Genomic DNA, 21,225 nt, shown 5'->3' on the forward strand with positions numbered 1-21,225 from the left:
GATCGTTTCCCCGTTTGCACGTGTGTCAGGCTAACCGGGGAGAGCTTCCCCGGTTGGGGGACGAGAGACCGATGGCACGCCGATCGAGGGATCGACAAGAAGGAGTGCGGCCGTGGATACCGCAGTCACGCATAGCGGCGAGGGACGACAGCGCGCCCCCCGGCCGCGGGCCGACGCCCTGCGCAACCGGGAGCGGATCGTCGCGGCCGCGCGCGAGATGTTCGTCGAGACCGGCCCGGACGCGCCGCTCGACGAGATCGCCCGGCGTGCGGGCGTCGGCAACGCCACGGTCTACCGCCACTTCGCCGACCGCGCCGAACTCGTCCGGCAGGTCGTCCTCTCCGTCACCGAGCGGATCACCGGCGAGGCCGAGACGGCGCTCGCCGAGGAACCCGACGCCTTCGCCGCCCTGCGCCGTTTCGTGCACGCGGCGGCGGACGAGCGGATCGGGGCGCTCTGCCCGATGCTCTCCGACGACTTCGACAAGAACCACCCGGCGCTGCTCGCCGCCCGCGACCGTCTCGAGAAGTCCGTCGAGGACCTCATGGCGCAGGCGCGCGAGGAGGGCAGGCTCCGCGCCGACGTCGCCGTCGGAGACCTGATGGTCGCCCTCTCCCAGCTCAGCCGGCCGCTGCCGGGCATCGCGTGCCTGGACATCGACCGCTTCGTCCACCGGCATCTGCAGCTGTTCCTCGACGGACTGCAGGCCCCGGCACGGTCCGAACTGCCGGGCTCTGCCGCGACCTTCGAGGACCTGCAACGAAAGCCGTAACTCCTGCGCGAACGAAAGCCGTAGCACCCGCGCGCCGACGCGCACGCAACGACCTCACGCAACGACCTCACGCAACGACCTCACGCAACGACCTCACGCAACGACCCCCGCCAACGATCTCAACGTAACGCGCTCGCACCACGCCCTGCTTACGTCCGGATTTGACTTCTCTGTACCGACAGGTGGCTACTCCCATGTCCAAAACAGCCGACACGGCCCTCCCTGATCCCAGCCGCTGGAAAGCGCTGGTCTTCATCGCCCTCGCCCAGCTGATGGTCGTGCTCGACGCGACCATCGTCAATATCGCGCTCCCCTCCGCGCAGCACGACCTCGGCATATCGGAGGGCAACAAGCAGTGGGTCATCACCGCCTACGCCCTGGCCTTCGGCGGACTGCTGCTCTTCGGCGGCCGGATCGCCGACCTGTGGGGCCGTAAGCGCACCTTCGTTGTCGGGCTGCTCGGCTTCGCGGCCGCCTCCGCCCTCGGCGGCGCGGCCTCCGGCGAGGCGATGATGCTCGGTGCTCGCGCCCTGCAGGGTGCCTTCGGCGCGCTGCTCGCGCCCGCCGCGCTCTCGCTCCTCGCGGTGATGTTCACCGATGCCAAGGAGCGGGCCAAGGCCTTCGGTATCTACGGTGCGATCGCCGGTGGCGGCGGCGCCGTGGGTCTGATCCTCGGCGGCTTCCTCACCGAGGTCCTCAACTGGCGCTGGACGTTCTTCGTCAACATCCCGTTCGCGATCATCGCCGCCGCCGGTGCGTACTTCGTGATCCGTGAGCCGGCCGGCGCCCGCAACCGCTCGACGCTCGACATCCCCGGTGTGGTCCTCTCCACCCTGGGCCTGGTCTCGCTGGTGTACGGATTCACCCGCGCCGAGTCCGACGGCTGGTCGGACGCGACCACCGTGGGCCTGTTCCTCGCCTCGGCGGTGCTGCTCGCCGCGTTCGTCTTCACCGAGTCGAAGGTCAAGTCGCCGCTGCTGCCGCTGCGCGTCCTGACCGACCGCAACCGCGGCGGTGTCTACCTCTCGCTGGGGCTCGCGATCATCGCGATGTTCGGGCTGTTCCTCTTCCTCACCTACTACCTCCAGATCGTGAAGGGGTACAAGCCGATCGAGACCGGCTTCGCCTTCCTCCCGATGATCGCGGGCATGATCGTCGGCTCCACCCAGATCGGTGCCCGGCTGATGACCCGGGTCGCGCCGCGCCTGCTGATGGGCCCGGGCTTCCTGGTCGCCGGTGTCGGCATGCTGCTGCTCACGCAGCTGGAGGTCGGTTCCTCGTACGCCGGCCTGATCCTGCCGGCGCAGGTGCTGCTGGGCCTGGGCATGGGTACCGCGTTCATGCCGGCCATGTCGCTGTCCACGCACGGGGTGCGGCCGGAGGACGCCGGTGTCGCGTCCGCCATGGTCAACACCTCGCAGCAGGTCGGCGGGGCCATCGGTACGGCCCTGCTGAACACCATCGCCGCCTCCGCCACCACCGCGTACATCACCACGCACGCGGCGGGCAGCGCGGACCAGCAGGCGCTGCAGCTCCAGGCCATGGTGCACGGCTACGCGAACGCCATCTGGTGGGCGGTCGGCATCCTCGCCGCCGCCGCGGCCATCGCGTTCACCTTGATCAACACCGGGCGCCCGGGTGGCGTCGAGGGCACGGGTGCGGGCACGGCCCCGGCCGACGGGGCGGAGGAAGAGATCAGGATCCCGGTCGTCGCGCACTGACGTACGCGCACGTACGCGCATGACGTAGGCGTACGCCACCTCAGCACCTGCCCTGGCCCCGCTCGGCGGAGCCAGGGCAGGTCCGTGTCTACAGGTTTCCTGTGTGCCTCCTGCTCCAAGACGTACGCCTCCCGGCACAAGTAGGGGGCTGGCGCGCCCGGGTGCCCGTCTGGGATGCTTCCGTCCGACAAGCGACGGCGGAACGAGGAAGCCGGTGAGATTCCGGCACGGTACCGCCACTGTGTAGGGGGAGCGACTCCGCCAAAGCCACCGCCCGTTGGGTGGGAAGGCCGGGGAAGCGTCGATCCCGAGTCAGGAGACTCACGCCGTCGCACCTCGACGTACCGGGGCGGATTTCCCCGAGAGAGGACGGTGGCACTCGTGTGCCCACGTACTTGCGTGACGTTTCCCCTTCTGGCTGCCCATAGAGGACGGACGCGACAACGTGTCGCTCCAGCCATGCCGTAGGAGCGCTGAACAGCCTTCCCGCGCTCGGCGCCCCCTTGCCTGAACCCTGAACCCCCTCTTCGGCGTACCCGTAATGCGGGCGCGCTTCGACGCATGCCAGGAGCCTTCGTGCCCGGACGACCAGCCATACCCGTACCCGTACCCGTACCCGTCCGTCGCCCGACCGCCGCTGCGGCGCTGCTCGCGCTGGGGCTCACGCTCACCGCGTGCGGTACCAGCGAGGCGCCCCCAGCGGCGGATTCCCGCGCCTCCAAGGCAGCGGGCTGCATCTCCGACTTCGACCCGGCCAAGGACTACTTCCCGGTCAAGTCCACGGTGGAGCACGCGAAGAACTTCTCCCTCCGGTACGAGAAGAGCTACCAGGTACTGACGGTGAAGGAGCCCTTCCCCAAGGGCAGGCCCGAGTCGTACGTCCTGGTCAAGTGCGGTGCCCCCAAGCCGAAGCTGACCGGTGACCTCGCCGCGGCGCAGCAGATCACCGTGCCGGTCAAGAGCCTGTACTCCGCCTCGACCACGCACCTGCCGCTGCTGACGGAGACCGGCACCCTTGATGTGCTGACCGGCGTGGCGAGCGGCGCCTTCGTCAGCTCGGCCGAGGTCCGCGATCGCGTGAAGTCGGGCAAGGTCGCCGAGTACGCCAAGGACAACACCCTCAACGCCGAGAAGGTCATCGGGGCCAAGCCCGACGTACTGATGACCCAGGGGACCGACGACCCGCAGTATCCGAAGCTGCGTCAGGCGGGCATCGCGGTGGTCGCCAACGCCGAGTGGCTGGAGCCGAGCCCGCTCGGACGGGCGGAGTGGGTCAAGGCGATGGCCGCGCTCACCGGGGCGGAGGAGCGCGCCGGCGAAGTGTTCGACACCGTGGAGAGCGACTACGCGAAGGTCGCCGCCAAGGCGGCCACAACCGTCTCGGCGGGCAAGCCCGTCAAGGTGTTGCCGGGCACGATGTACCAGGGCACCTGGAGCATGGCTTCCGGTGGCAGCTATGTCGGGAAGCTGCTCAAGGACGCGGGCGGCACCTACCCGTGGGCGGGCGAGAAGGGCACCGGCAACCTCCAGCTGAACTTCGAGGCCGTCTACGCCAAGGGCGGCGACGCGCCGGTCTGGCTGGTCGGTGAGCAGTGGAAGTCGACCGCCGACGCCGTCAAGGCCGACCGCCGCTACGGGAAGCTGACGTCCGTGACCGCCGGTGAGGTATGGACGAACACCAAGACCCAGCAGCCCGGCGGCGGCAACGACTTCTACGAACGCGGAGTGCTGCGTCCGGACCTCGTACTCAGCGACCTGTTTGCCCTCCTCCACCCGGACCAGGCCAAGGGCCACACCTTCACCTTCTACACCAAGGTGCCCAAGGCGTGACCACGCACACCGCCGCGCGCCCGGCCACGGCTCCGGAACAGTCAGGGACAGAGCGCCGTCGCCTTGTGGTGGTCGGCGCTCTGGCCGTCGGTACTGCGGCGCTGTTCGTCCTCACGATCGCCGTCGGCTCCTATCAGGTGCCGGTCCTCGAAGTGGTGCGCGTCCTGATCGCAGACGCGGGGGCTGATCCCCGGTGGACCGTCATCGTCGAGGAAGTGCGGCTGCCCCGCGCCCTGACCGCCACCGCCGTGGGCGCGGCTCTCGCCGTGGCCGGCGTACAGATGCAGACACTGTTCCGCAACGCGCTGGCCGACCCGTTCTCCCTGGGCGTGAGTTCGGGCGCGAGCATGGGTGTCGCGGCGGTGGTGGTCAGTACGGGCGGTGTGGCGGGGAGCTTCACCGGTGACCTCGCGGGGCTGGGGCGCGTCGGTGTGGTGCTGGCCGCATCCCTGGGCGCCGGGGCCGTGCTGGCGCTGGTGCTGCTGCTGTCGCGCTGGGTGCGCTCCGCGGTCAGCCTGCTCGTCATCGGGGTGATGATCGGCTCAGCGGCCACCGCGGTGGTGAGCGTGATGCTCGTGTACGCGCAACCCGAGCGCGCCCAGCAGTTCGTGATGTGGGGCCTGGGCAGTTTCAGCGCCACCACCTGGCCGGACCTCGCGGTGATGCTCCCCGTGATCGGCGCGGGCCTGACCGTAGCCCTGCTGACCACCAAGCGCCTGAACGCGCTGCTGCTCGGCGAGGACTACGCCCGCACGATGGGCGTGAACGTGCGGCGCAGCCGCGACCTCGCGCTGTTCGGTACGTCCCTGCTGGCGGGCGCCGCGACCGCGTTCTGCGGGCCGGTCGCGTTCCTCGGCCTGGCCGTACCTCATCTGACGCGAGTGGCCCTGGGCACCTCGGACCACCGGGGGCTGGTCCCGGCCTCGATGCTCGCCGGGGCGTTCCTCGCCCTGGTGTGCGCGCTGCTGAGCCAGCCGCCAGGTATGGACGCGGTGCTGCCGCTGAATGCGATTACTTCGCTGTTCGGTGCGCCCGTCGTGATCGCGTTCCTGATCCGCAGCCGCCGCGGACTGCAAGGAGTGACTTCATGACGGGAGCGTGACAGGCATGACAGGCATGACAGGCATGACGGGCATGAAAGGCGCGTCGAACATGGCGGGCACGACAGTCCTGGCCACCCCCGCGGAAGCAACTACCCCTCCCGCCATGGGCGGGCTCGCCGCTGACCAGCTCACCGTGGGCTACCGGACGCGGGCCGCCTGGCGGCGCGGCACACCACACGCGGTGCTGTCGGGCCTGGACCTGGAGGCTCGGGCCGGTGAACTGACCGTCCTGCTCGGCCCGAACGGCGCAGGCAAGTCAACCCTGTTGCGCACCCTGTGCGGACTCCTCCCACCGCTCGCCGGACGGATACGCATCGGCGGCCGGAGCATCACCGAGGAGTCCCCCGCCACACTGGCCAGGCGCCTCGCCGTCGTCCTCACCGACCGCGTCGACCCAGGACTGTTGTCGGCCCGCGAACTGGTGGCGCTGGGCCGGCATCCCCACACCGGTTTCACCGGCCGCCTGGCGCCCGCCGACCACACGGCCATCCAGTGGGCGCTGGAGGCGGTGGACGCCGCGCATCTCGCCGAACGGCCGGCCGCCGAGCTGTCCGACGGCGAACGCCAGCGGATCCTTACCGCGCGGGCACTCGCCCAGGAGCCCGACGCCATCCTCCTCGACGAGCCGACCGCGTTCCTCGACGTACCCTCGCGCGTGGCGCTGACCGTGCTCCTGCGCGACCTCGCCCGCAGCAAGGGCCTCACCGTCGTGGTCAGTACCCATGACCTCGAACTCGCCCTGCGGGTCGCCGATGCCGTCTGGCTGGTCGACCGCTCCTCCTGCGTACATACCGGAGCCCCCGAGGACCTGATGCGTACGGGAGCCATCGGCGCGGCCTTCGACGCCGACCACCTCGCCTTCGACCCGCTCTCGGGCAGCTTCGGACTACGCCGGGCCTCCCGCGCCACGGTGACGGTGAACGCCCCGCCCAGCCTTCGGCCTCTGTTGGAACGCGCTCTTGCGCGTGAGGGCATCGCCGCTCAGCACGGCCCAGTGGACGGCCCAGCGGACGGTGCCGCGGAGGTGAGCGCCGACGCGGACGGCAAGCTGACCCTGCGCCGAGATGGAACGGTCGTACGTACCGAGTCCTTCCACGAACTGACCCGGGCCGTACGCACATGGTGAACGACGCGGCCGCCATGCTGGAACAGGTCGCGGACATCGGCCCGTACTTCGCCGTGACCTGCGGCGAGCGTCCGGACTCTGCCGGGTTCCGGCCACTGACCGAGCTGTACGCCGATGCCGACGTGCTGCGGGAGTACGTACGGGCCGTCGCGCGCCGGCTCAGGACCGACCAGCCGCGCGTGGCTGCCTCAACTCTCCACCTCGGCACGGCCTCACGGCTCTGGTCCATCGCGCTCGCCTCCACCGCGCTGACCGGGCGGGTACCCGACCTGAACCCGGACCGGCTGTGGTGGCGGCCGGCCCCTACCCGTCCGGTCGAGCTGTGGCTCCCCACTCCGCGCGAGCTGCCCCAGGCCCCGGCCGCCGCCCTGCACGACACCGTCGCCATACAGAACCTGCGCCCGTTGGCCGACGCGGTCCACCGGGCCTGCGGGGTGTCTCCCCAGATCCTGCGCGGCAACGCGGCCTCGGCACTCGTCGGCGCCCTGCGAGTCCTGCTCACCCGAGCACCGCAAGCACCGCAAGCACCGCACGCCCCCCATCCACCATTGACTTCGGCGCCTGGCACTTCCACCTCTGCTTCGGCGAACACACCGCCACCGGCCCCGCACTCAACCGCATCCGCCGGTGCTCCCGCGCCGAGCTCTACCGCAGCATCGGCTCCTACGGTGCCCCCGTCAGCTGGGGACTGCGCCTGTTCAACGGCCGCGACGAACAGATGATGACCGTCCTGCTGCCCAACCGTTCCTCTGGACTGAGCAGGAGTGAGTCTGCTCAGCCCGCACGCCCCGAACGGTCTTGGGCGCACTGGTCCCCGGCGTACTCAACCCCCGGGGCGGCGACACGCATTCTGTGCGTGGTCCGGGCCCGGGAGGTCGGTTCCCTGCGCGATCCGGCCAAATGGGTACGGCCAGAGGCGACGGGGAGGCCCTGAACCATCACTCCGGTGGAGCAGGGGCCCCGCACGCCGGCGCCGTACCCGGCGTCCCAGATCACACGATCACGTTAACCCGGACGGCCCAGGACGCCGCAAGCCCGGAAGCCGACCATCACACGATCGAGTTGTTGAAAGTTAAATGAAGCGGGGTTAGTCTGTTGGCATGAGTGCTGTACCCGAGCGCATGCCCGCCCTCTACCTCGGCCATGGCGCCCCGCCGCTCGCCGACGACGCCGTCTGGCCCGGCCAGCTCGCCGCCTGGTCGGCGACTCTGCCGCGCCCGAAGGCGATCCTGATGGTCTCCGCGCACTGGGAAGAGGCCCCGCTCGCCCTCGGTGCGACCGGGCCGGCGCCGTTGGTGTACGACTTCTGGGGCTTCCCCGAGCACTACTACCAGGTCCGGTACGACGCCCCGGGCGCCCCCGAACTGGCCGAGAATGTACGGAGGTTGCTGCGCCGCGCCGGGACGCCCGTGCAGGACGTCCCGGACCGGGGGCTCGACCACGGCGCCTATGTGCCGCTGGTGGAGATGTTCCCGGCCGCCGACATCCCCGTACTGCAGGTTTCGATGCCCACCCTCGACCCGCGGAAGCTGATGGGCATCGGGCGCAGGCTCGCGCCCCTGCGGGACGAGGGCGTACTGATCGTCGGCAGCGGCTTCTTCACCCACAACCTGGCCGCGCTGCGCCACCCGGGCGGCGGCGTGCCGGGCTGGTCGGCGGAGTTCGACGACTGGGGGCGGCGGGCCCTTCACGCACAGGACGTGGACGCCCTGCTCGACTTCGAACACCAATCCCCGGCCGGGAAGCTCGCCCACCCGAGGACGGAACACTTCGCGCCGCTGTTCGTGACGCTGGGCGCCGCGGAGGCAGCGGGTGACCTTGACCGCCGCCGGGACGCGGTCGACGGCTTCTGGATGGGCCTGTCGAAGCGCTCGGTCCAGTACGGCTGAGCCCTACGCCGGAGCCCTACGCCGGATCGGCGAGCTCCTTCTCGTACCAGCGCACGTCCCAGTACCTGCCGAACTTCCAGCCCGCCTCGCTCGGTTGGCCGATCTCCACGCCGCCTTGGGGCGGAAGGCGCTGCTGGTTGCGTACCCGAGAATCCGGGCAGACGGGACTTCACGAGCAACCAGAAACTGGTGGGGGCCGTCTTCAGGGTGGGAGCTCAGCCACGGGCGGCGCTGCTCCGGGGTGAAAACGGCCGTGTCAAAGGTGACCGACGTCTCACGGACGTAGTGGTTGTAGATGTCCGTGAGGGCCCCGAGGTCGGCCTCCGCGCCTGGCCTGACCTGCACTTCTGTACGTTCTGGCGGCATGCGTCCCCCCTCGGCGGCTGGACAGGGTACTGCATGATCACGAAAACAAGGGCACGGCATGGGAATTCTGTCCGGATTCCAGTCGTTGTTTCCTTCGGATGCGGGCACTCGGGAGAGTGTTCCGACAGCCACTGAAGCCAGAGACCACCCGCGACAGACTCATTTCGACTCATCGCAAGGGAGCACGCATGGCAACCCGTGCCGTCGCCCGTAGTCAGTCCGCTTCCGGCGGGACGATCAGGGCAAGCAGTGTTCGCGCCGGAGGCGGGGAGATCGCCGACCGCGACCTGGTCGGCATGTACCTCGACGAGATCGCGCGTACACCGCTGCTCAACGCCGCCAAGGAAGTCGAGCTGTCCCAGATCATCGAGGCGGGGGTGTACGCCCAGCAGATCCTCGAAAAAGAGATAGAAAGCGACGCCGGCGGTGCGACGCGCGAGGAGCTCGAGGCGCTGGTCGCCGAGGGCGAGCGCGCCAAGGACGTCTTCATCCGCTCCAACCTTCGGCTGGTCGTGGCTGTCGCCCGCCGCTATCCGCGCAGCGGGCTGCCCCTGCTGGACCTGATCCAGGAGGGGAACGCCGGCTTGGTCCGCGCGGTCGAGAAGTTCGACTACGCGAAGGGCTTCAAGTTCTCCACGTACGCGACCTGGTGGATCCGTCAGGCGATCACCCGCTCCATAGCGGACCAGTCCCGCACGATCCGGCTCCCCGTCCACCTGGTGGAGGAGCTCGGCCGGATCCGCCGCGTGCAGCGCGAATTCAACCGTGAGAACGGGCGCGACCCGGAGCACGCGGAGATCGCCGCGGAGCTGGGCTCGACGCCCGAGCGCGTCGGGGACGTCCTGGACTGGGCCCGTGACCCGGTCAGCCTGAACATGTCCGTGGACGACGAGGGCGAGACGCAGTTCGGCGACCTGCTCGAGGACACGTCGGCGATCTCGCCCGAGCAGTCGGTGCTCACGCTGCTGCGCAGCGAGGAGCTGGAGGATCTGATCGGCAAGCTCGACACCCGTACGGCGTCGATCATCAAGATGAGGTACGGCATCGACGACGGCCGCGAGCGTACGCTTACCGAGGTCGGCAAGCAGCACGGCCTGACGCGCGAGCGGATCCGGCAGATCGAGAAGCACGCCCTGCTGGAACTGAAGCGGATGGCCCGGGACACCGGTTTCGACGCGGCGGCCTGACCCCGCCGCTCGAAGCCCCGCCCCGTCCCCATCCCCCAAGAACGGCCCCGGCACCTATCCCCCCCAGGTGTCGGGGTCCCGCCCCGGCACCTATCCCCCCAGGTGTCGGGGCCCTTCCGTTCCGGGGCTCTTCCGCGTTACGCCTTGCCCGCGCGGGTGAGCCGGCCGCCGAGTTCCGAGACGTACTCGACGAGCGCCACCGGCGCGCGCACCGTGAACTCGCAGTCGATCAGCGCGAGCCGCAGCGCCAGCCACTCCAGCGAGTCCGCCGACTCGGTCCGCAGTCGGCACGTGCGTTCGTCCACCGGCTCCGGCGCCCCCAGGGAAGCCGGCAGCCGTGCGGCCACGAACTCCGCGGGCGCGGCGAACGAGACCTCCACCCGGTACGCCGGCTGCAACCGGGACATCGACCGCTTGATGAACTCCGCCGCGTCACCGGTCGGCAGCGCGCGCGGAGCGAACCGCGCGCCGGTCGCGAACGGCTCGCTCACCCGGTCCACCCGGAACGTACGCCAGTCGTCGCGGCCGAGGTCGTACGCCACCAGGTACCACCGCCGCCCCGTCGAGACCAGCCGTACCGGCTCCGTCAGCCGCCGGCTCTCCGTCCCGTCGCCCGCCCGGTACGCGAACCGCAGCCGCTCCTGCCCGGTGACGGCCGAAGCCATGACCGTCAGCGTCTGCGGGTCCACGGTCGCCCCGTCTCCGCGCGTGAGCGGAATGGTGGCGGACTGGAGCGTGGTCACCCGGTGCCGCAGCCGGGACGGCAGCACCTGCTCCAGCTTGGCAAGGGCGCGTACGGACGCCTCCTCGATCCCCTCGATCGCATGGCCCGCGCCCGCCCGCAGGCCCACCGCGATCGCCACCGCCTCCTCGTCGTCGAGGAGCAGCGGCGGCATCGCGGCCCCCGCGACCAGCCGATAGCCGCCGATCGCGCCCTTGGACGCTTCCACCGGGTAGCCGAGTTCGCGCAGCCGGTCGATGTCGCGCCGGATCGTCCGGGGACTGACCCGAAGCCGTTCGGCGAGTTCGCTGCCGGGCCACTCCCTCGGGGTCTGCAGCAGCGAGAGCAGATTCAGCAGTCGTGCCGGGGTGTCTGTCATCAGTCCAGGATGGCAGCGAACTAGGACGTGACCTGTCCTATATCGGGTTTACGTTCGTCGCATGACATCCCAAGCCCCAGCCCAGTCTTCCGCAGACCGCCGCCGCTGGCTCGCGCTCGCGGTGGTGATGACCGCGGCCTTCATGGACCTGGTCGACGTGACCATCGTCAACATCGCGATCCCGAGCATCGAGCGGGACCTGTCCGCGACGTTCAGCTCGATCCAGTGGATCACCGCGGGCTACGCGCTCGCGTTCGCCGCGGGCCTGATCACGGGCGGCCGGCTGGGCGACATCTACGGCCGTAAGCAGATGTTCCTGATCGGCATCGCGGGCTTCACGCTCGCCTCCGCGCTGTGCGGCTTCGCCGCCAACCCGGAGATGCTGGTCGCCTCCCGCCTCCTCCAGGGCGCGATGGCCGCGATGATGGTGCCTCAGGTGCTGGCGATCATCCACGTCACCTTCCCGGCGCACGAGCGCGGCAAGGTCTTCGGGATGTTCGGCGCGGTCGTCGGTCTCGGCGCGGTCTCCGGCCCGATGCTCGGCGCGTTGCTCACCCAGTGGAACCTCTTCGGCCTCGAATGGCGCCCGATCTTCCTGATCAACCTCCCGGTCGGCATCGCGGGCCTGATCCTGGGCCACCGCTTCATCACCGAGTCGAAGGCCCCGAAGGCGCTCCGCCTCGACCTGGTCGGTGTCGCGCTCGCCACGCTTGGCCTGCTGATGCTGCTGTACCCGCTGATCCGCGGCCGGGAGCTGGACTGGCCGCTGTGGGGCTACCTCTGCATGGCGGGCAGTCTGCCGGTCTTCGGCGGGTTTGTCGCGTACGAGAAGTACAAGGCGCGCAAGGACGGCTCGCCCCTCGTCGAGCTCTCGCTCTTCAAGGTGAAGAGCTTCGCGGCGGGCGTCGCCGTGCAGCTCACCTTCGGTGTCGCGTGCGGCATCTTCTTCCTGGTCTGGACGCTGTACATGCAGATCGGCCTGGGCTGGAGCCCGCTGCGCGCGGGTACGACCGGTATCCCGTTCTCACTCGCGGTGTCGGTGGCCGCCGGCCTGTCCGTACAGAAGCTCGTACCGCGCTTCGGTCGCAAGGTGCTCCAGGCGGGTGCGCTGACGATGGCGGCCGGACTGCTGCTCTACATATGGGAGGCCGGCCGGTACGGCACGGGCATCCACCCGTGGCAGATGGCGCTTCCGCTGGTCGTGATGGGCATCGGCATGGGCCTGATCGTGGCGCCGCTCACCGACGCGGTGCTCTCCGAGGTGCCAGGTGAGCACTCCGGCTCGGCCTCGGGCCTGATCAACACGACCCAGCAGATGGGCAACGCGCTGGGCCTCGGCCTGGTGTCGGTGGTCTTCTTCGGCGCGATGGACGACCGTCCGGCGCCGAGCGCGGTGGGCACGGCCTTCGCGGATGCCTTCCAGAACTCGCTGTGGTGGGTGGTGGCGGTGCTCGCGGTCATCTTCCTGGTGATGTTCGCACTGCCGGCGAGGCCGAAGGCGGCCGAAGCCGCCGCGAGCCCGGCGGTGGCACCGGTCGAGGAACCCGCCCTCGTCTCCTGACGTCCCCCACTCGCGGCCCCGGCCCGTCGCCCCGGCCCCTCGGCTGAACAGCCGAGGGGCCGGGGCATGCGTCCGATTCGACCCACTCTCATGTCCGATTGTATTTACTTACGGGAAACGCGGGCGTAGTCTGTTGGTGAAACCACAGATTCGGGCATGGAACGGATGTAAAACCACATGTACGCACCGGAGCGCCAGCAGGAAATCCTCCGTCTCGCCCGCGAGAGCGGGAGGGTCGACGTGCTCTCGCTGGCCGAGGAGTTCCAGGTCACGGCGGAGACCATCCGGCGCGACCTCAAGATCCTGGACCGGTCCGGGATGGTCCGCCGTGTCCACGGCGGCGCGATACCGGCCGGGCGGCTCGACTTCGAGCCGGACGTCGCCGAGCGCGAGTCCACCGCCGCCGACGAGAAGAACCGCATCGCGCGGGCCGCGCTCGCCGAACTGCCGGCGGAGGGGAGCATCATCCTCGACGCCGGTACGACCGTGGCCCGGCTTGCCGCGGCCATCCCTGTCGAGTCCGGGCTCACCGTCGTCACCCATGGGCTGCCCGTCGCGGCCCGCCTCGCCGACCACCCGGGCATCGCTCTCCACCTGGTGGGCGGGCGCGTCCGGCACCGTACCCGGGCAGCCGTCGACGCGTGGGCGCTGCGGGCGTACGCCGAGATCCGCGCCGACGTCCTCTTCCTCGCCACCAACGGTTTCAGCCCGGACGGCGGGCTGACCACGCCGGATCTCGCGGAGGCGGCGGTCAAGAGCGCCGCGATCGCCGCGGCCCGGCGGGTTGTCCTGCTCGCCGACTCCGCCAAGGCCGGCCAGGAACACTTCGCCCGTTTCGGCTCCTTCGCCGATGTCGACCTGCTCATCACCGACTCGGGGCTCAGCCCCGAAGACGCGGACGCCATCAAGGCGGCCGGTACCGAGGTGCTGCTCACATGATCCTCACCGTCACCCCGAACCCGTCGCTCGACCGCACGTACGAAGTGGCGTCCCTCGACCGGGGCGAGGTCCTGCGGGCGAGCTCCGAACGGCTGGACCCGGGCGGCAAGGGCGTCAACGTCTCGCGTGCGGTGGCCGCCGCCGGGCACCCCACGACCGCGGTACTGCCGCTCGGCGGCGCGCCGGGGGCGGTGATCGCCGAACTCCTCAGTGGACTGGGCATCGACGTCACCGCCGTGAAGATCACGGGCCAGACCCGGTCAAACATCGCGGTCACCGAGCCCAGCGGCACACTCACGAAGATCAACGCACCGGGGCCCGAACTCACCCCCGCCGAATCCGGTCTGCTGCTCGACACGGTCCGTATGCACGCCCTGGACGGCGACTGGATCGCCTGCTGCGGCAGCCTCCCGCGCGGACTCGGGCCGCGGTGGTACTCCGACCTGGTCGCCCGCGTCCACGAGGCGGGGGCCCGCGTCGCTCTGGACACCTCGGGCCCGGCCCTCCTCGCCGCGCTGCATGAGCGCCCCGAGGTGGTCAAGCCCAACGCGGAGGAGCTCGCCGCGGCGGTCGGCCGCCCCCTCACCACCATCGGCGACGCCGTCGAGGCGGCGCGGGAGCTGCGGTCCCGCGGCGCCGGGGCCGTGCTGGCCAGCCTGGGCGCGGACGGCCAGCTGCTGGTCGACGGCTCGGGCACGTACTTCGGCAGCGCGACGGTCGCCACCGTCCGCAGCAACGTCGGCGCGGGGGACGCGTCCCTCGCCGGCTTCCTCCTGGCGGGCGGTACGGGCCCGGAGGCGCTGGGCGCGGCGGTCGCCCACGGCGCGGCGGCGGTGCAGCTGCCGGGCAGCGTGATGCCCACCCCCGCCGACCTCGACCCGTCCGCGGTCACCGTGACCGCGGACGTCCCGCTGCACCGGGCACTGACGGAGCCGACGACTTGAGCGAGATGATCAACGCGGCGCTGGTCGACCTCGACCTGTCCGCCGACCCGAAGGAAGCGGCGGCCCGTTCGCGGCCGCCGACCCGCTTCGGGTGATCCCGGCGGCGATGGCGGGCGGCGCGGTGACCGGCGCCCTGTCGATGGCCTTCGGATGCACACTGCGGGCCCCGCACGGCGGAGTGTTCGTCATCCCGCTGCTCGGCAACCCGGCCCTCTACCTGCTCGCGATCGCCGCCGGCACAGTCGTGACCACGGCCCTGGTGATCCTGCTCAAGGGCATGCGCAAGCCCGCGCCGACGCCGACACCGGTCACCGCCGAGGAAGACCCGAAGGTCCTCGCGGCGGCCTGACCCCCGGACGCGTCCGCGTCAGCGCACCCGCGTCAGCGCACCCGCGCGCGGAGCTCCATGGCTTCGCGCGCGCCCGCCTCCGTGGCGTACACCTCGCACATGTGCCGGCCGTCGGGGGTGGCCGTGTGCTCGACCTCCCAGAGGCTGATCTCGCTGCCGTCGGCGAGCACGAAGCCGTGCTCGTACAGCATGAACGCGGCCCCCGCGCGCGGCCCGTCGGCGGCGCACTGCCGGCCGAACGCCTGGGTGATCCGGTGCGCGTACGCGCCGCGCAGCAGCCGTGCCATGTCTTGGCCCGGCCGGTTGCCGTTCTCCGCGCGGCGCAGCAGCCGGCGCGCATGGTCCGCGGAGTCGTCCGGTACGTACACCCGCCGGGGCGCGGTCGGCGGGGTGGCCAGCAGAGCCCCGAGAACGGCGAGTTCGTCGGCCTCCCCGGTGTCGGCCGACAGCGCGAACTCCACCGCGCCGCCGCCCGGTTCGCCGCCCAGCCGGGACGCGGCAAGGCAGGCCTCCGACTGGTCCGCGTAGAGCTCGTAGCGCATGGTGTCGCCGCCGGTGCGGTACGCCAGCTCCCAGAGGGTGAGTGTGCTGCCGTCGTGGAGCAGACAGGTGTGCCGGTACGTCTCGCGGTGCAGCCCGGACGCCGAGCTGTGGTGCGAGGAGTACAGGGAACTGCTGTGCGCGAGCGCGGCACCGAGACGTTCGACGGTGGCGTCGGGCAGTTCGAAGGAGTTGAGGGCGCGGCCGAGGAGTCGCTCGAGGTGCGCCTCGGTTGTCTCGTACGGATCGCTCAAGGTGGGTCTCCAGGCCGTCGCTGCATGTTACTTCGCGGAAGCTCAACGTAGCCCCTGGGTCGGACATCGTGTCCGTGGTTCGGAAAAACGTACGGCCCGCACGGCGAGTTCCCGCCCTGCTCGGCCAACTCCCTTTCGCTGTACGTCAGTACAGGTCCCGGTATGCCGGGAACACTCCGCCGGGCCCGTCCACGCCCTCCGCGGCCAGCACCGCCTTGACGACGGCACGGGTCACCGCGTCCGCTCCGGCCGCCAGTACGTCGTTGAGGCCGTTGAGCTCGGCCAGGCCGAAGGGATCCGGCTCGGCGGGGGCGGCGAGCGGCCGGTTTCCGGTGGACAGGGTGAACACGGTGTCGCCGTCGTTGAGGAGATGGACAGGGCGCACGGCGCGCGCCAGCCCGTCGTGCGCCGTCCCCGCGAGCTTCTGCGCCTGGGCGCGGGTCAGTACGGCGTCGGTGCCGACAACCGCGAGGGTGGTGTTCAGCGGCGGACGCACGGAAGCCGCCGTCCGCTCCGCGGACTCGGCCCGTGCCTCGGCCAGCCGCCGCTGCGCCGCCGCGTGGACCTCTGCCGCGGGAAACTCGGGCCGGCTGTCCAGCAGCCGCCCGTACAGCACTCCGGTCAGCGGATCGACCACCGAGCCCACGGAGTTGACCACCACCAGCGCCCCGACCGTGATCCCGGAGTCGAGCAGCACACTGGCCGAGCCGACGCCGCCCTTCAGCCCCCCGGCGACCGCGCCCGTGCCCGCCCCGACGCTGCCCTCGGCGACCGGTGCGCCGTCCGCCGTCGCGGCGGCGGCCTCCACGGCCGCGCGGCCGACCGAGGCGTCGGGCCGCGACCGCCAGTCGCCGCCGCGCCCCAGGTCGAAGACGCAGGCGGCCGGGACGACCGGCACCACCTGCGCCGGGTCGGGCCCGACCCGCACCCCGCGGCCCCGTTCCTCCAGCCAGGCCATCACGCCGGACGCGGTGTCCAGCCCGTACGCGCTTCCGCCGGTCAGTACGACGGCTTCGATGCGCTGCACCAGATTGCGCGGATCGAGCGCGTCCGTCTCGCGGGTGCCGGGTCCGCCGCCCCGGACGTCCACCGCGGCGACCGCACCGCCCTCGGGGGCCAGGACGACGGTCGTACCGCTGAGCGCGCGGTCTCCGGCCAGCCGCGCGTGGCCGACCCGGAGCCCGGCCACGTCCGTCAGAGCGTCTACTCGAACCATGAGGCCCATGCGTACCACGTACGCACGCACGACAAGACCCCGGCAGCACAAGCCGCCGGGGTCTCGTCGCATCGCTCCACGGGCATCAGCGGCCCGGACGGTGAAGGGGAGCGCGGGTCAGCCGTTGGACGACAGGACCGGGATCTCGCTCAGGATGTGCGACAGCGGGTCGTCGCCGTCGATCTGAGTGGAGTTCTCGACGCACTGCTGGTTGTTGTTGGACGTCAGGATGTCCTGGACGGTGACCGGCACAACGCCGACGACCGAGCCGACGTTCGCCTTGCCAAGGGCGCCGATGCAGGGCTTGTTCAGCGAACCCTGGATGAGGCCGATCTGCGGGCTGTAGTCGCCCTGGATGGCGGTGTTGCCGTAGGTCTGCGAGGCGCCGTTGCCGTTCACCGTCGTGTCGTCGTCGGCAATGGCCATGGCGGGGGTGGCCATGGCAGCCCCCGCACCAATAACCGAGAACGTCACCGCGGCGGTGGCCAGCATCTTCTTGATCATTTTTCGTCCTTTTTTCGCACGAGTGCCCGCTACTGGAGCGCCCTGATCAACTGCCCGCTGGAGGATTGGTTCCGCTGCTTCACTCGAACGGCCCGCGCGCGGAGCGCCGGCTGCTCCGCAATGCGAGCCCTCTGTGCTCCGTGAGCGGGGTGGCGGCGCCGCTCACCCTCCGTACCGCTCACACGGACGCAGTAGATGCACCGACCAACGGAAACCTGCTGGTCATGAGCCGTTCAAGGAGCTTTCCTCGGCTGAATGGGGTGGTCCGCGCGGTTGCGCTCCGTGCGCGACATTCTCACGGTGAGTGAGAGATCACTCGCACTCACCGGAAGGAACTTCTGTGCGTTTCACATCTATGTCCCGCGTCCTCGTCCCCTCGGCGGTATCCGCCGCCCTCATCTTCGCGGCGTTCGGCCCCGCCGCCGCCGCGCAGAGCGACCAACAGGAAAGGTCGCGCACCGCGATCTCCGCCCAGGCTCCGCTCCCCCAGGCCGAAGCCCTCGGGGCTCAGGTCAAGACCATCAAGGGCCTGTCCGCCGAGCTCGCTCCCGTCACCGAGCTGCTCGAGGACGTGCTCAAGGCGGACAACGGCCAGCTCTCCGAAGCCGAGGCGACGAAGCACGCAGCTGCCGTCAAGGCGGCGCTCGCGCTGTCGACGGACACCAACGCGCCCGCGCCCGCCTCCGGCACCGAGAGCACGGTCGCGTCCGCGGATGTCGTGGACGACGCGCTCGTCGCCCTGCAGAAGGCGGTCGACGAGCTCATCGCGGCGGCCACCTCCGGCAGCGAGGCCGATGTGGCGTCCTCGGTCACGGCAGTCGTGACCGGACTGGTCAACGACATCGTCGCGACGGTGCTCGGCAGCGGTCTGCCGGCCGCGGACCTCGCGGGCCTGCCGACGATGCCCGCCCTGCCCGTGGCAGTCCCGGCCAACCCGGCGGAGCCCGCCATGCCGGCGGAGCCCGCCGCCCCGGCCGAGCCCGCCACGCCCGCTGAGCCGGCCACCCCGGCCGAGCCCGCCACGCCGGCGGAGCAGGCGACCCCGGCGGAGCCCGCCGCTCCGGCGACTCCGGCGGAGCCCGCCACCCCGGTGGAGCAGGCCAACCCGGCCGAACCCGCGGCCGTACCCGCCGCCCCGGCCGTACCGGTTACCCCGTAACGCAGCGGTGGCGGGTCCGGACGCGGACCCGCCACCCGCGTAACGACTGTGGCGCCACCGGCGGGAAGCCGGTGGCGCCACAGTCGTTACGCGCGTCTGCACAGGGAAGAGGCTCAGCCCTGGGTGCCCAGGTTGACCCCGCCCAGCATCGGGGTGCTCTTGGCGACCGCGCCGGTCGTCTTGAGCACCTCCGTCGGGGCGTTGTCGTGAACCCGCTTGAGGCCACCGGCGGCGTCCGCTACCGACTTCACCATGGAGCCCTGCTCTTCCAAGGCGCTCACGACGGTCCCGGTGGTGAGGGTCTCCGCGAGGGCGCCGTTGAGGCTCATGGGAGGAATGGACGCGCCGTTGGCGGCGAACGCGGGAGTGGCTCCTCCCACCGCCACCACGGAACCGGCGAGGACCGCAGCGACCTTGGCGTACTTCATTTCGAATCCCTTTCTCCGGCGGTGCTTGCGACACCGCTTTCACCATGGGTAACGAGTCCTATCGGTAACGGAAACTCCGCTCCCCGGCCTTTCTGGGGCACATTCGATTGACGAAATGCGGCGATTCTCTTATCAACTGCTATTGCGGTCGTCGGCGGTACAGCAGCGCCCCGCCCAGCAGCAGCCCACCGCCCACCGCGGCTGTGGCCGCGAGCTGTTCCGGCGTTCCCGTGGCCGCGAGCTCGGGGACGTCCGGCCGAGGTGCCGGGGGCGCGGGCGGTGTCACCTGCGGTGGGACGTGGCGCGGCGGAGCCGGTCTCGGCGTCTGCGGCCGCGGCTCGGGAGTTTCTGGAATCTCGGGGATCTCGGGAGGGTCGACGCTGTCGGACGCGCACTTGTTGCCGAATGCGGGGTTGAGGGCGCCGACGACGTCGACGGTGTTGCCGCACGCGTTCACGGGGGTGTCGACCGGCGCCGAGACACTGTTGCCGGCCAGGACGCCCGGAGAGTGGGCGGTGTCGCTCGCGGTACCACTGTCCGCGTGGGCGTTGCCGGCACCGAGCGAGAGCAAGCTCGATGCGGCCGCGGCGGTGAGCATGCCTTTGCTCAGAACCTGTCGCATGGGTATTTCCTGTCTTCAGGCAGCTGGAATCCAAGGTGGCCCCGGAGCGCACCGCCGTGCACTCGGGGCCATCCGAGGTTCACCCGCGGAGGGTGCTGTGGTCAGTCGTTCTCGCAGGCGTTGCCGAAGACGGGGTTCAGCAGCGCGATGACGTTGACGGTGTTGCCGCAGACGTTCACGGGGACGTGAACCGGGATCTGCACCACGTTGCCGGAGAGCACGCCGGGGGAGTGGGCCGCCACGGCGCCGGCATCCGAGTCGGCGACGGCCGGGGCAGCGGCTCCCATCGTCATCATGACGCCCGCAGCAACCGTGGCAGCCTTCTTGTGCTTCATTTCGATCCTTCCCGCAGTGGCGCCTGCCGCATACACGACCTTCGCGTTGCGCGCACAGTTCCCTGTCCGTGAACACCGCTGCAGGACTGGTAACGAGCGCCGGTCGGAAAGGAATCGGGAATATGCGGAGGCATCCCCCGAAGGGCTGTACGAGTGAGTGCGGCGTGATTTCCAACTCCCTTTCTGACAAAGTGCACTCCAGCTTTGTTGATTGATCGAAAATGGAGACCGGGCCATGCCGAAGTCGATGGGCCGCGCCGCGCGATGCGCCCTGGGCGTGCTGTCGTGCTTGGGACTTTCGGTGGTTCTTCCCTCGGCCACGGCTACTCCGGCCGCGCCGACAGCGCAGGAATCGGCAGTCGGGATCCCCTTCACGCAGCGCTATCGGGCCGTGCAGCACGGGGGCATCGTCCGGACCGCCAACGCCGCCGTCACCTCCCGTTTCGCGCAGGGCCCGTCCAGCCGCGCCCGGTTGACTCTGCCGCCCGGTTCGCGGGTGACGTACGCCCGCCTCTACTGGGGCGGAAACCTGCGCGTCGGCGAGCAGAAGCCGCCCAAGGACAGCGGCCGGGCCCTCGTCGCCGCGCCGGGTGGCGCGTACAGAGAACTCCTCGCGGACACCCGCGTCGGCCACCGCACCGCCGACGGCAGCGACGCCTACCAGGCCTCCGCGGACGTCACACACCTGGTGCGGGAGAGCCGTTCGGGCCTGTGGACCGTGACTCAGCTGAACAGCGCCGGGGGCCACACCGAGGCCGGCGTATGGGGCGGCTGGTCGCTCGTCGTCGCGTACGAGAACAGCCGGGAACCGCTGCGGCACCTGTCGCTCTGGGACGGCTTCGAAGCCCTCGGACCCACCCGCCGAAGCGCCTCGGTGCGCCTCGGCGGCCTGCGTATCCCGGCGTACGGGGCCGGCCGGGTGGGTGTGGTGGGGTACGACGGCGACCGGGGGGCGCTCGGGGACGCGCTGAGTGTCGAGGCGGGCGGCGGGCGTCGCGTCTGGCTCGGCGATTCCGCCAATCCGGCGGTCGACCTGATGAATTCGACGATCGCGGATCTCGGGCGCACCGCTGTCGGCCGGGAGCCCGCCCAGGTGAACACGCCGGGATACGACTCCGACGTCTTCGACCTCGAGCCGGCCCTGACCCGCGGTGGCGACCATTTGGACTTCCTCTTCCATGCCGCGGGTCCGGGCTACTTCGCGGGCGTGCTCTTCGTACAGGCGGACACGCGCCCGCGGTGAAAAGCAACTGACTGTGAGGGCTGCTGTCTTGGCTGGA

20 protein-coding genes, 2 pseudogenes and 1 riboswitch are annotated in these 21,225 nt (G+C 70.7%); of the genes and pseudogenes, 14 read left to right on the forward strand and 8 right to left on the reverse strand.

The genetic code is table 11. The features are described from left to right. Positions 1–112: 112 nt before the first annotated feature. From NLX86_RS20285 to NLX86_RS20315, 7 genes are all read left to right on the forward strand, one after another. A complete protein-coding gene (locus NLX86_RS20285) occupies positions 113–772 on the forward strand; it encodes a TetR/AcrR family transcriptional regulator (protein ID WP_254373154.1) in 660 nt (219 codons plus the stop codon). A gap of 194 nt (positions 773–966) precedes the next feature. Beyond that, positions 967–2,493 carry an MFS transporter gene (locus NLX86_RS20290; protein ID WP_254373155.1) on the forward strand — a complete coding sequence of 509 codons (1,527 nt, stop codon included), beginning with the start codon at positions 967–969 and terminating at the stop codon, positions 2,491–2,493. Between the two features lie 163 nt (positions 2,494–2,656). After that, a riboswitch (cobalamin riboswitch) is annotated at positions 2,657–2,837 on the forward strand. 232 nt (positions 2,838–3,069) lie between these two features. Further along, positions 3,070–4,323 (forward strand): ABC transporter substrate-binding protein, encoded by a 1,254-nt coding sequence (locus NLX86_RS20295; RefSeq protein WP_254373156.1) that lies wholly within the window; start codon positions 3,070–3,072, stop codon positions 4,321–4,323. Next, positions 4,320–5,414 carry an iron ABC transporter permease gene (locus NLX86_RS20300; protein ID WP_254373157.1) on the forward strand — a complete coding sequence of 365 codons (1,095 nt, stop codon included), beginning with the start codon at positions 4,320–4,322 and terminating at the stop codon, positions 5,412–5,414. The genes NLX86_RS20295 and NLX86_RS20300 overlap by 4 nt, the downstream gene beginning before the upstream one ends. A 16-nt stretch (positions 5,415–5,430) precedes the next feature. Next, positions 5,431–6,552 carry an ABC transporter ATP-binding protein gene (locus NLX86_RS20305; protein ID WP_254373158.1) on the forward strand — a complete coding sequence of 374 codons (1,122 nt, stop codon included), beginning with the start codon at positions 5,431–5,433 and terminating at the stop codon, positions 6,550–6,552. After that, positions 6,546–7,274, forward strand: a complete 729-nt coding sequence (locus tag NLX86_RS20310) for a hypothetical protein (RefSeq protein WP_254373159.1) — start codon at positions 6,546–6,548, stop codon at positions 7,272–7,274. Before NLX86_RS20305 ends, NLX86_RS20310 begins: the two co-directional genes overlap by 7 nt. A gap of 378 nt (positions 7,275–7,652) precedes the next feature. Continuing rightward, positions 7,653–8,441 carry a dioxygenase gene (locus tag NLX86_RS20315; protein ID WP_254373160.1) on the forward strand — a complete coding sequence of 263 codons (789 nt, stop codon included), beginning with the start codon at positions 7,653–7,655 and terminating at the stop codon, positions 8,439–8,441. 16 nt (positions 8,442–8,457) lie between these two features. Here NLX86_RS20315 and NLX86_RS20320 read toward each other — a convergent pair. After that, a pseudogene (locus tag NLX86_RS20320) lies at positions 8,458–8,807 on the reverse strand (N-acetyltransferase family protein). A gap of 188 nt (positions 8,808–8,995) precedes the next feature. On the opposite strand from NLX86_RS20320, the gene NLX86_RS20325 reads away from it, so the two are divergent. Further along, entirely contained in the window at positions 8,996–9,994 is a 999-nt protein-coding gene (locus NLX86_RS20325; protein WP_254373161.1) for an RNA polymerase sigma factor RpoD/SigA, read from the forward strand. 137 nt (positions 9,995–10,131) lie between these two features. On the opposite strand, the gene NLX86_RS20330 is transcribed toward NLX86_RS20325, so the two are convergent. After that, positions 10,132–11,097: a YafY family protein gene (locus NLX86_RS20330; protein WP_308409620.1), complete on the reverse strand. Its 966-nt coding sequence runs from the start codon at positions 11,095–11,097 to the stop codon at positions 10,132–10,134. 58 nt (positions 11,098–11,155) lie between these two features. Between NLX86_RS20330 and NLX86_RS20335 the strand changes: the two genes are divergently transcribed. The 4 genes and pseudogenes from NLX86_RS20335 to NLX86_RS20350 form a co-directional block, all read left to right on the forward strand. Beyond that, positions 11,156–12,655, forward strand: a complete 1,500-nt coding sequence (locus tag NLX86_RS20335) for an MFS transporter (protein ID WP_254373163.1) — start codon at positions 11,156–11,158, stop codon at positions 12,653–12,655. Between the two features lie 177 nt (positions 12,656–12,832). Next, a complete protein-coding gene (locus tag NLX86_RS20340) occupies positions 12,833–13,594 on the forward strand; it encodes a DeoR/GlpR family DNA-binding transcription regulator (RefSeq protein WP_254373164.1) in 762 nt (253 codons plus the stop codon). Beyond that, on the forward strand, positions 13,591–14,538 hold the full coding sequence (gene pfkB / locus NLX86_RS20345) for a 1-phosphofructokinase (protein ID WP_254373165.1): 948 nt from the start codon (positions 13,591–13,593) through the stop codon (positions 14,536–14,538). The genes NLX86_RS20340 and pfkB overlap by 4 nt, the downstream gene beginning before the upstream one ends. Positions 14,539–14,602: 64 nt before the next feature. Next, a pseudogene (locus NLX86_RS20350) lies at positions 14,603–14,887 on the forward strand (PTS lactose transporter subunit IIC); the annotation flags it as partial. A gap of 32 nt (positions 14,888–14,919) precedes the next feature. Here the strand turns inward: NLX86_RS20350 and NLX86_RS20355 are convergent. The 3 genes from NLX86_RS20355 to NLX86_RS20365 form a co-directional block, all read right to left on the reverse strand. Beyond that, positions 14,920–15,681 (reverse strand): DUF6227 family protein, encoded by a 762-nt coding sequence (locus NLX86_RS20355; RefSeq protein WP_254373166.1) that lies wholly within the window; start codon positions 15,679–15,681, stop codon positions 14,920–14,922. A 145-nt stretch (positions 15,682–15,826) separates the two neighbouring features. After that, positions 15,827–16,897 carry a P1 family peptidase gene (locus NLX86_RS20360; RefSeq protein WP_254373167.1) on the reverse strand — a complete coding sequence of 357 codons (1,071 nt, stop codon included), beginning with the start codon at positions 16,895–16,897 and terminating at the stop codon, positions 15,827–15,829. A 117-nt stretch (positions 16,898–17,014) separates the two neighbouring features. After that, on the reverse strand, positions 17,015–17,401 hold the full coding sequence (locus NLX86_RS20365; protein ID WP_254373168.1) for a rodlin: 387 nt from the start codon (positions 17,399–17,401) through the stop codon (positions 17,015–17,017). Positions 17,402–17,741: 340 nt separating this feature from the next. On the opposite strand from NLX86_RS20365, the gene NLX86_RS20370 reads away from it, so the two are divergent. Beyond that, a complete protein-coding gene (locus NLX86_RS20370; RefSeq protein WP_254373169.1) occupies positions 17,742–18,560 on the forward strand; it encodes a hypothetical protein in 819 nt (272 codons plus the stop codon). A 113-nt stretch (positions 18,561–18,673) separates the two neighbouring features. Here NLX86_RS20370 and NLX86_RS20375 read toward each other — a convergent pair whose 3' ends face one another. The 3 genes from NLX86_RS20375 to NLX86_RS20385 form a co-directional block, all read right to left on the reverse strand. Further along, a complete protein-coding gene (locus NLX86_RS20375; protein WP_254373170.1) occupies positions 18,674–18,988 on the reverse strand; it encodes a hypothetical protein in 315 nt (104 codons plus the stop codon). Between the two features lie 139 nt (positions 18,989–19,127). Further along, positions 19,128–19,610 (reverse strand): chaplin, encoded by a 483-nt coding sequence (locus tag NLX86_RS20380; protein WP_254373171.1) that lies wholly within the window; start codon positions 19,608–19,610, stop codon positions 19,128–19,130. Positions 19,611–19,711: 101 nt separating this feature from the next. Beyond that, complete coding sequence (locus NLX86_RS20385; protein WP_254373172.1) at positions 19,712–19,945, reverse strand: chaplin; 234 nt, start codon at positions 19,943–19,945, stop codon at positions 19,712–19,714. Between the two features lie 235 nt (positions 19,946–20,180). Here NLX86_RS20385 and NLX86_RS20390 point away from each other — a divergent pair, with 235 nt between their 5' ends. Continuing rightward, the gene (locus tag NLX86_RS20390; RefSeq protein ID WP_254373173.1) at positions 20,181–21,188 is read left to right on the forward strand and encodes a DUF3344 domain-containing protein; all 1,008 of its coding nucleotides are present in this window, start codon (positions 20,181–20,183) and stop codon (positions 21,186–21,188) included. Positions 21,189–21,225: the final 37 nt, after the last annotated feature.

Source organism: Streptomyces sp. A3M-1-3, from assembly GCF_024213665.1.
Classification (GTDB): domain Bacteria; phylum Actinomycetota; class Actinomycetes; order Streptomycetales; family Streptomycetaceae; genus Streptomyces.

What these genes read in the sequence shown, in the direction of transcription:
- NLX86_RS20335 (WP_254373163.1), top strand. Translation starts at nt 11,156, where the DNA reads ATGACATCCCAAGCCCCAGCCCAGTCTTCCGCAGACCGCCGCCGCTGG.
- pfkB (WP_254373165.1), top strand. Translation starts at nt 13,591, where the DNA reads ATGATCCTCACCGTCACCCCGAACCCGTCGCTCGACCGCACGTACGAA.
- NLX86_RS20325 (WP_254373161.1), top strand. Translation starts at nt 8,996, where the DNA reads ATGGCAACCCGTGCCGTCGCCCGTAGTCAGTCCGCTTCCGGCGGGACG.
- NLX86_RS20290 (WP_254373155.1), top strand. Translation starts at nt 967, where the DNA reads ATGTCCAAAACAGCCGACACGGCCCTCCCTGATCCCAGCCGCTGGAAA.
- NLX86_RS20375 (WP_254373170.1), bottom strand. Translation starts at nt 18,988, where the DNA reads ATGAAGTACGCCAAGGTCGCTGCGGTCCTCGCCGGTTCCGTGGTGGCG.
- NLX86_RS20340 (WP_254373164.1), top strand. Translation starts at nt 12,833, where the DNA reads ATGTACGCACCGGAGCGCCAGCAGGAAATCCTCCGTCTCGCCCGCGAG.
- NLX86_RS20385 (WP_254373172.1), bottom strand. Translation starts at nt 19,945, where the DNA reads ATGAAGCACAAGAAGGCTGCCACGGTTGCTGCGGGCGTCATGATGACG.
- NLX86_RS20360 (WP_254373167.1), bottom strand. Translation starts at nt 16,897, where the DNA reads ATGGTTCGAGTAGACGCTCTGACGGACGTGGCCGGGCTCCGGGTCGGC.
- NLX86_RS20390 (WP_254373173.1), top strand. Translation starts at nt 20,181, where the DNA reads ATGCCGAAGTCGATGGGCCGCGCCGCGCGATGCGCCCTGGGCGTGCTG.
- NLX86_RS20315 (WP_254373160.1), top strand. Translation starts at nt 7,653, where the DNA reads ATGAGTGCTGTACCCGAGCGCATGCCCGCCCTCTACCTCGGCCATGGC.
- NLX86_RS20365 (WP_254373168.1), bottom strand. Translation starts at nt 17,401, where the DNA reads ATGATCAAGAAGATGCTGGCCACCGCCGCGGTGACGTTCTCGGTTATT.
- NLX86_RS20310 (WP_254373159.1), top strand. Translation starts at nt 6,546, where the DNA reads ATGGTGAACGACGCGGCCGCCATGCTGGAACAGGTCGCGGACATCGGC.
- NLX86_RS20380 (WP_254373171.1), bottom strand. Translation starts at nt 19,610, where the DNA reads ATGCGACAGGTTCTGAGCAAAGGCATGCTCACCGCCGCGGCCGCATCG.
- NLX86_RS20305 (WP_254373158.1), top strand. Translation starts at nt 5,431, where the DNA reads ATGACAGGCATGACAGGCATGACGGGCATGAAAGGCGCGTCGAACATG.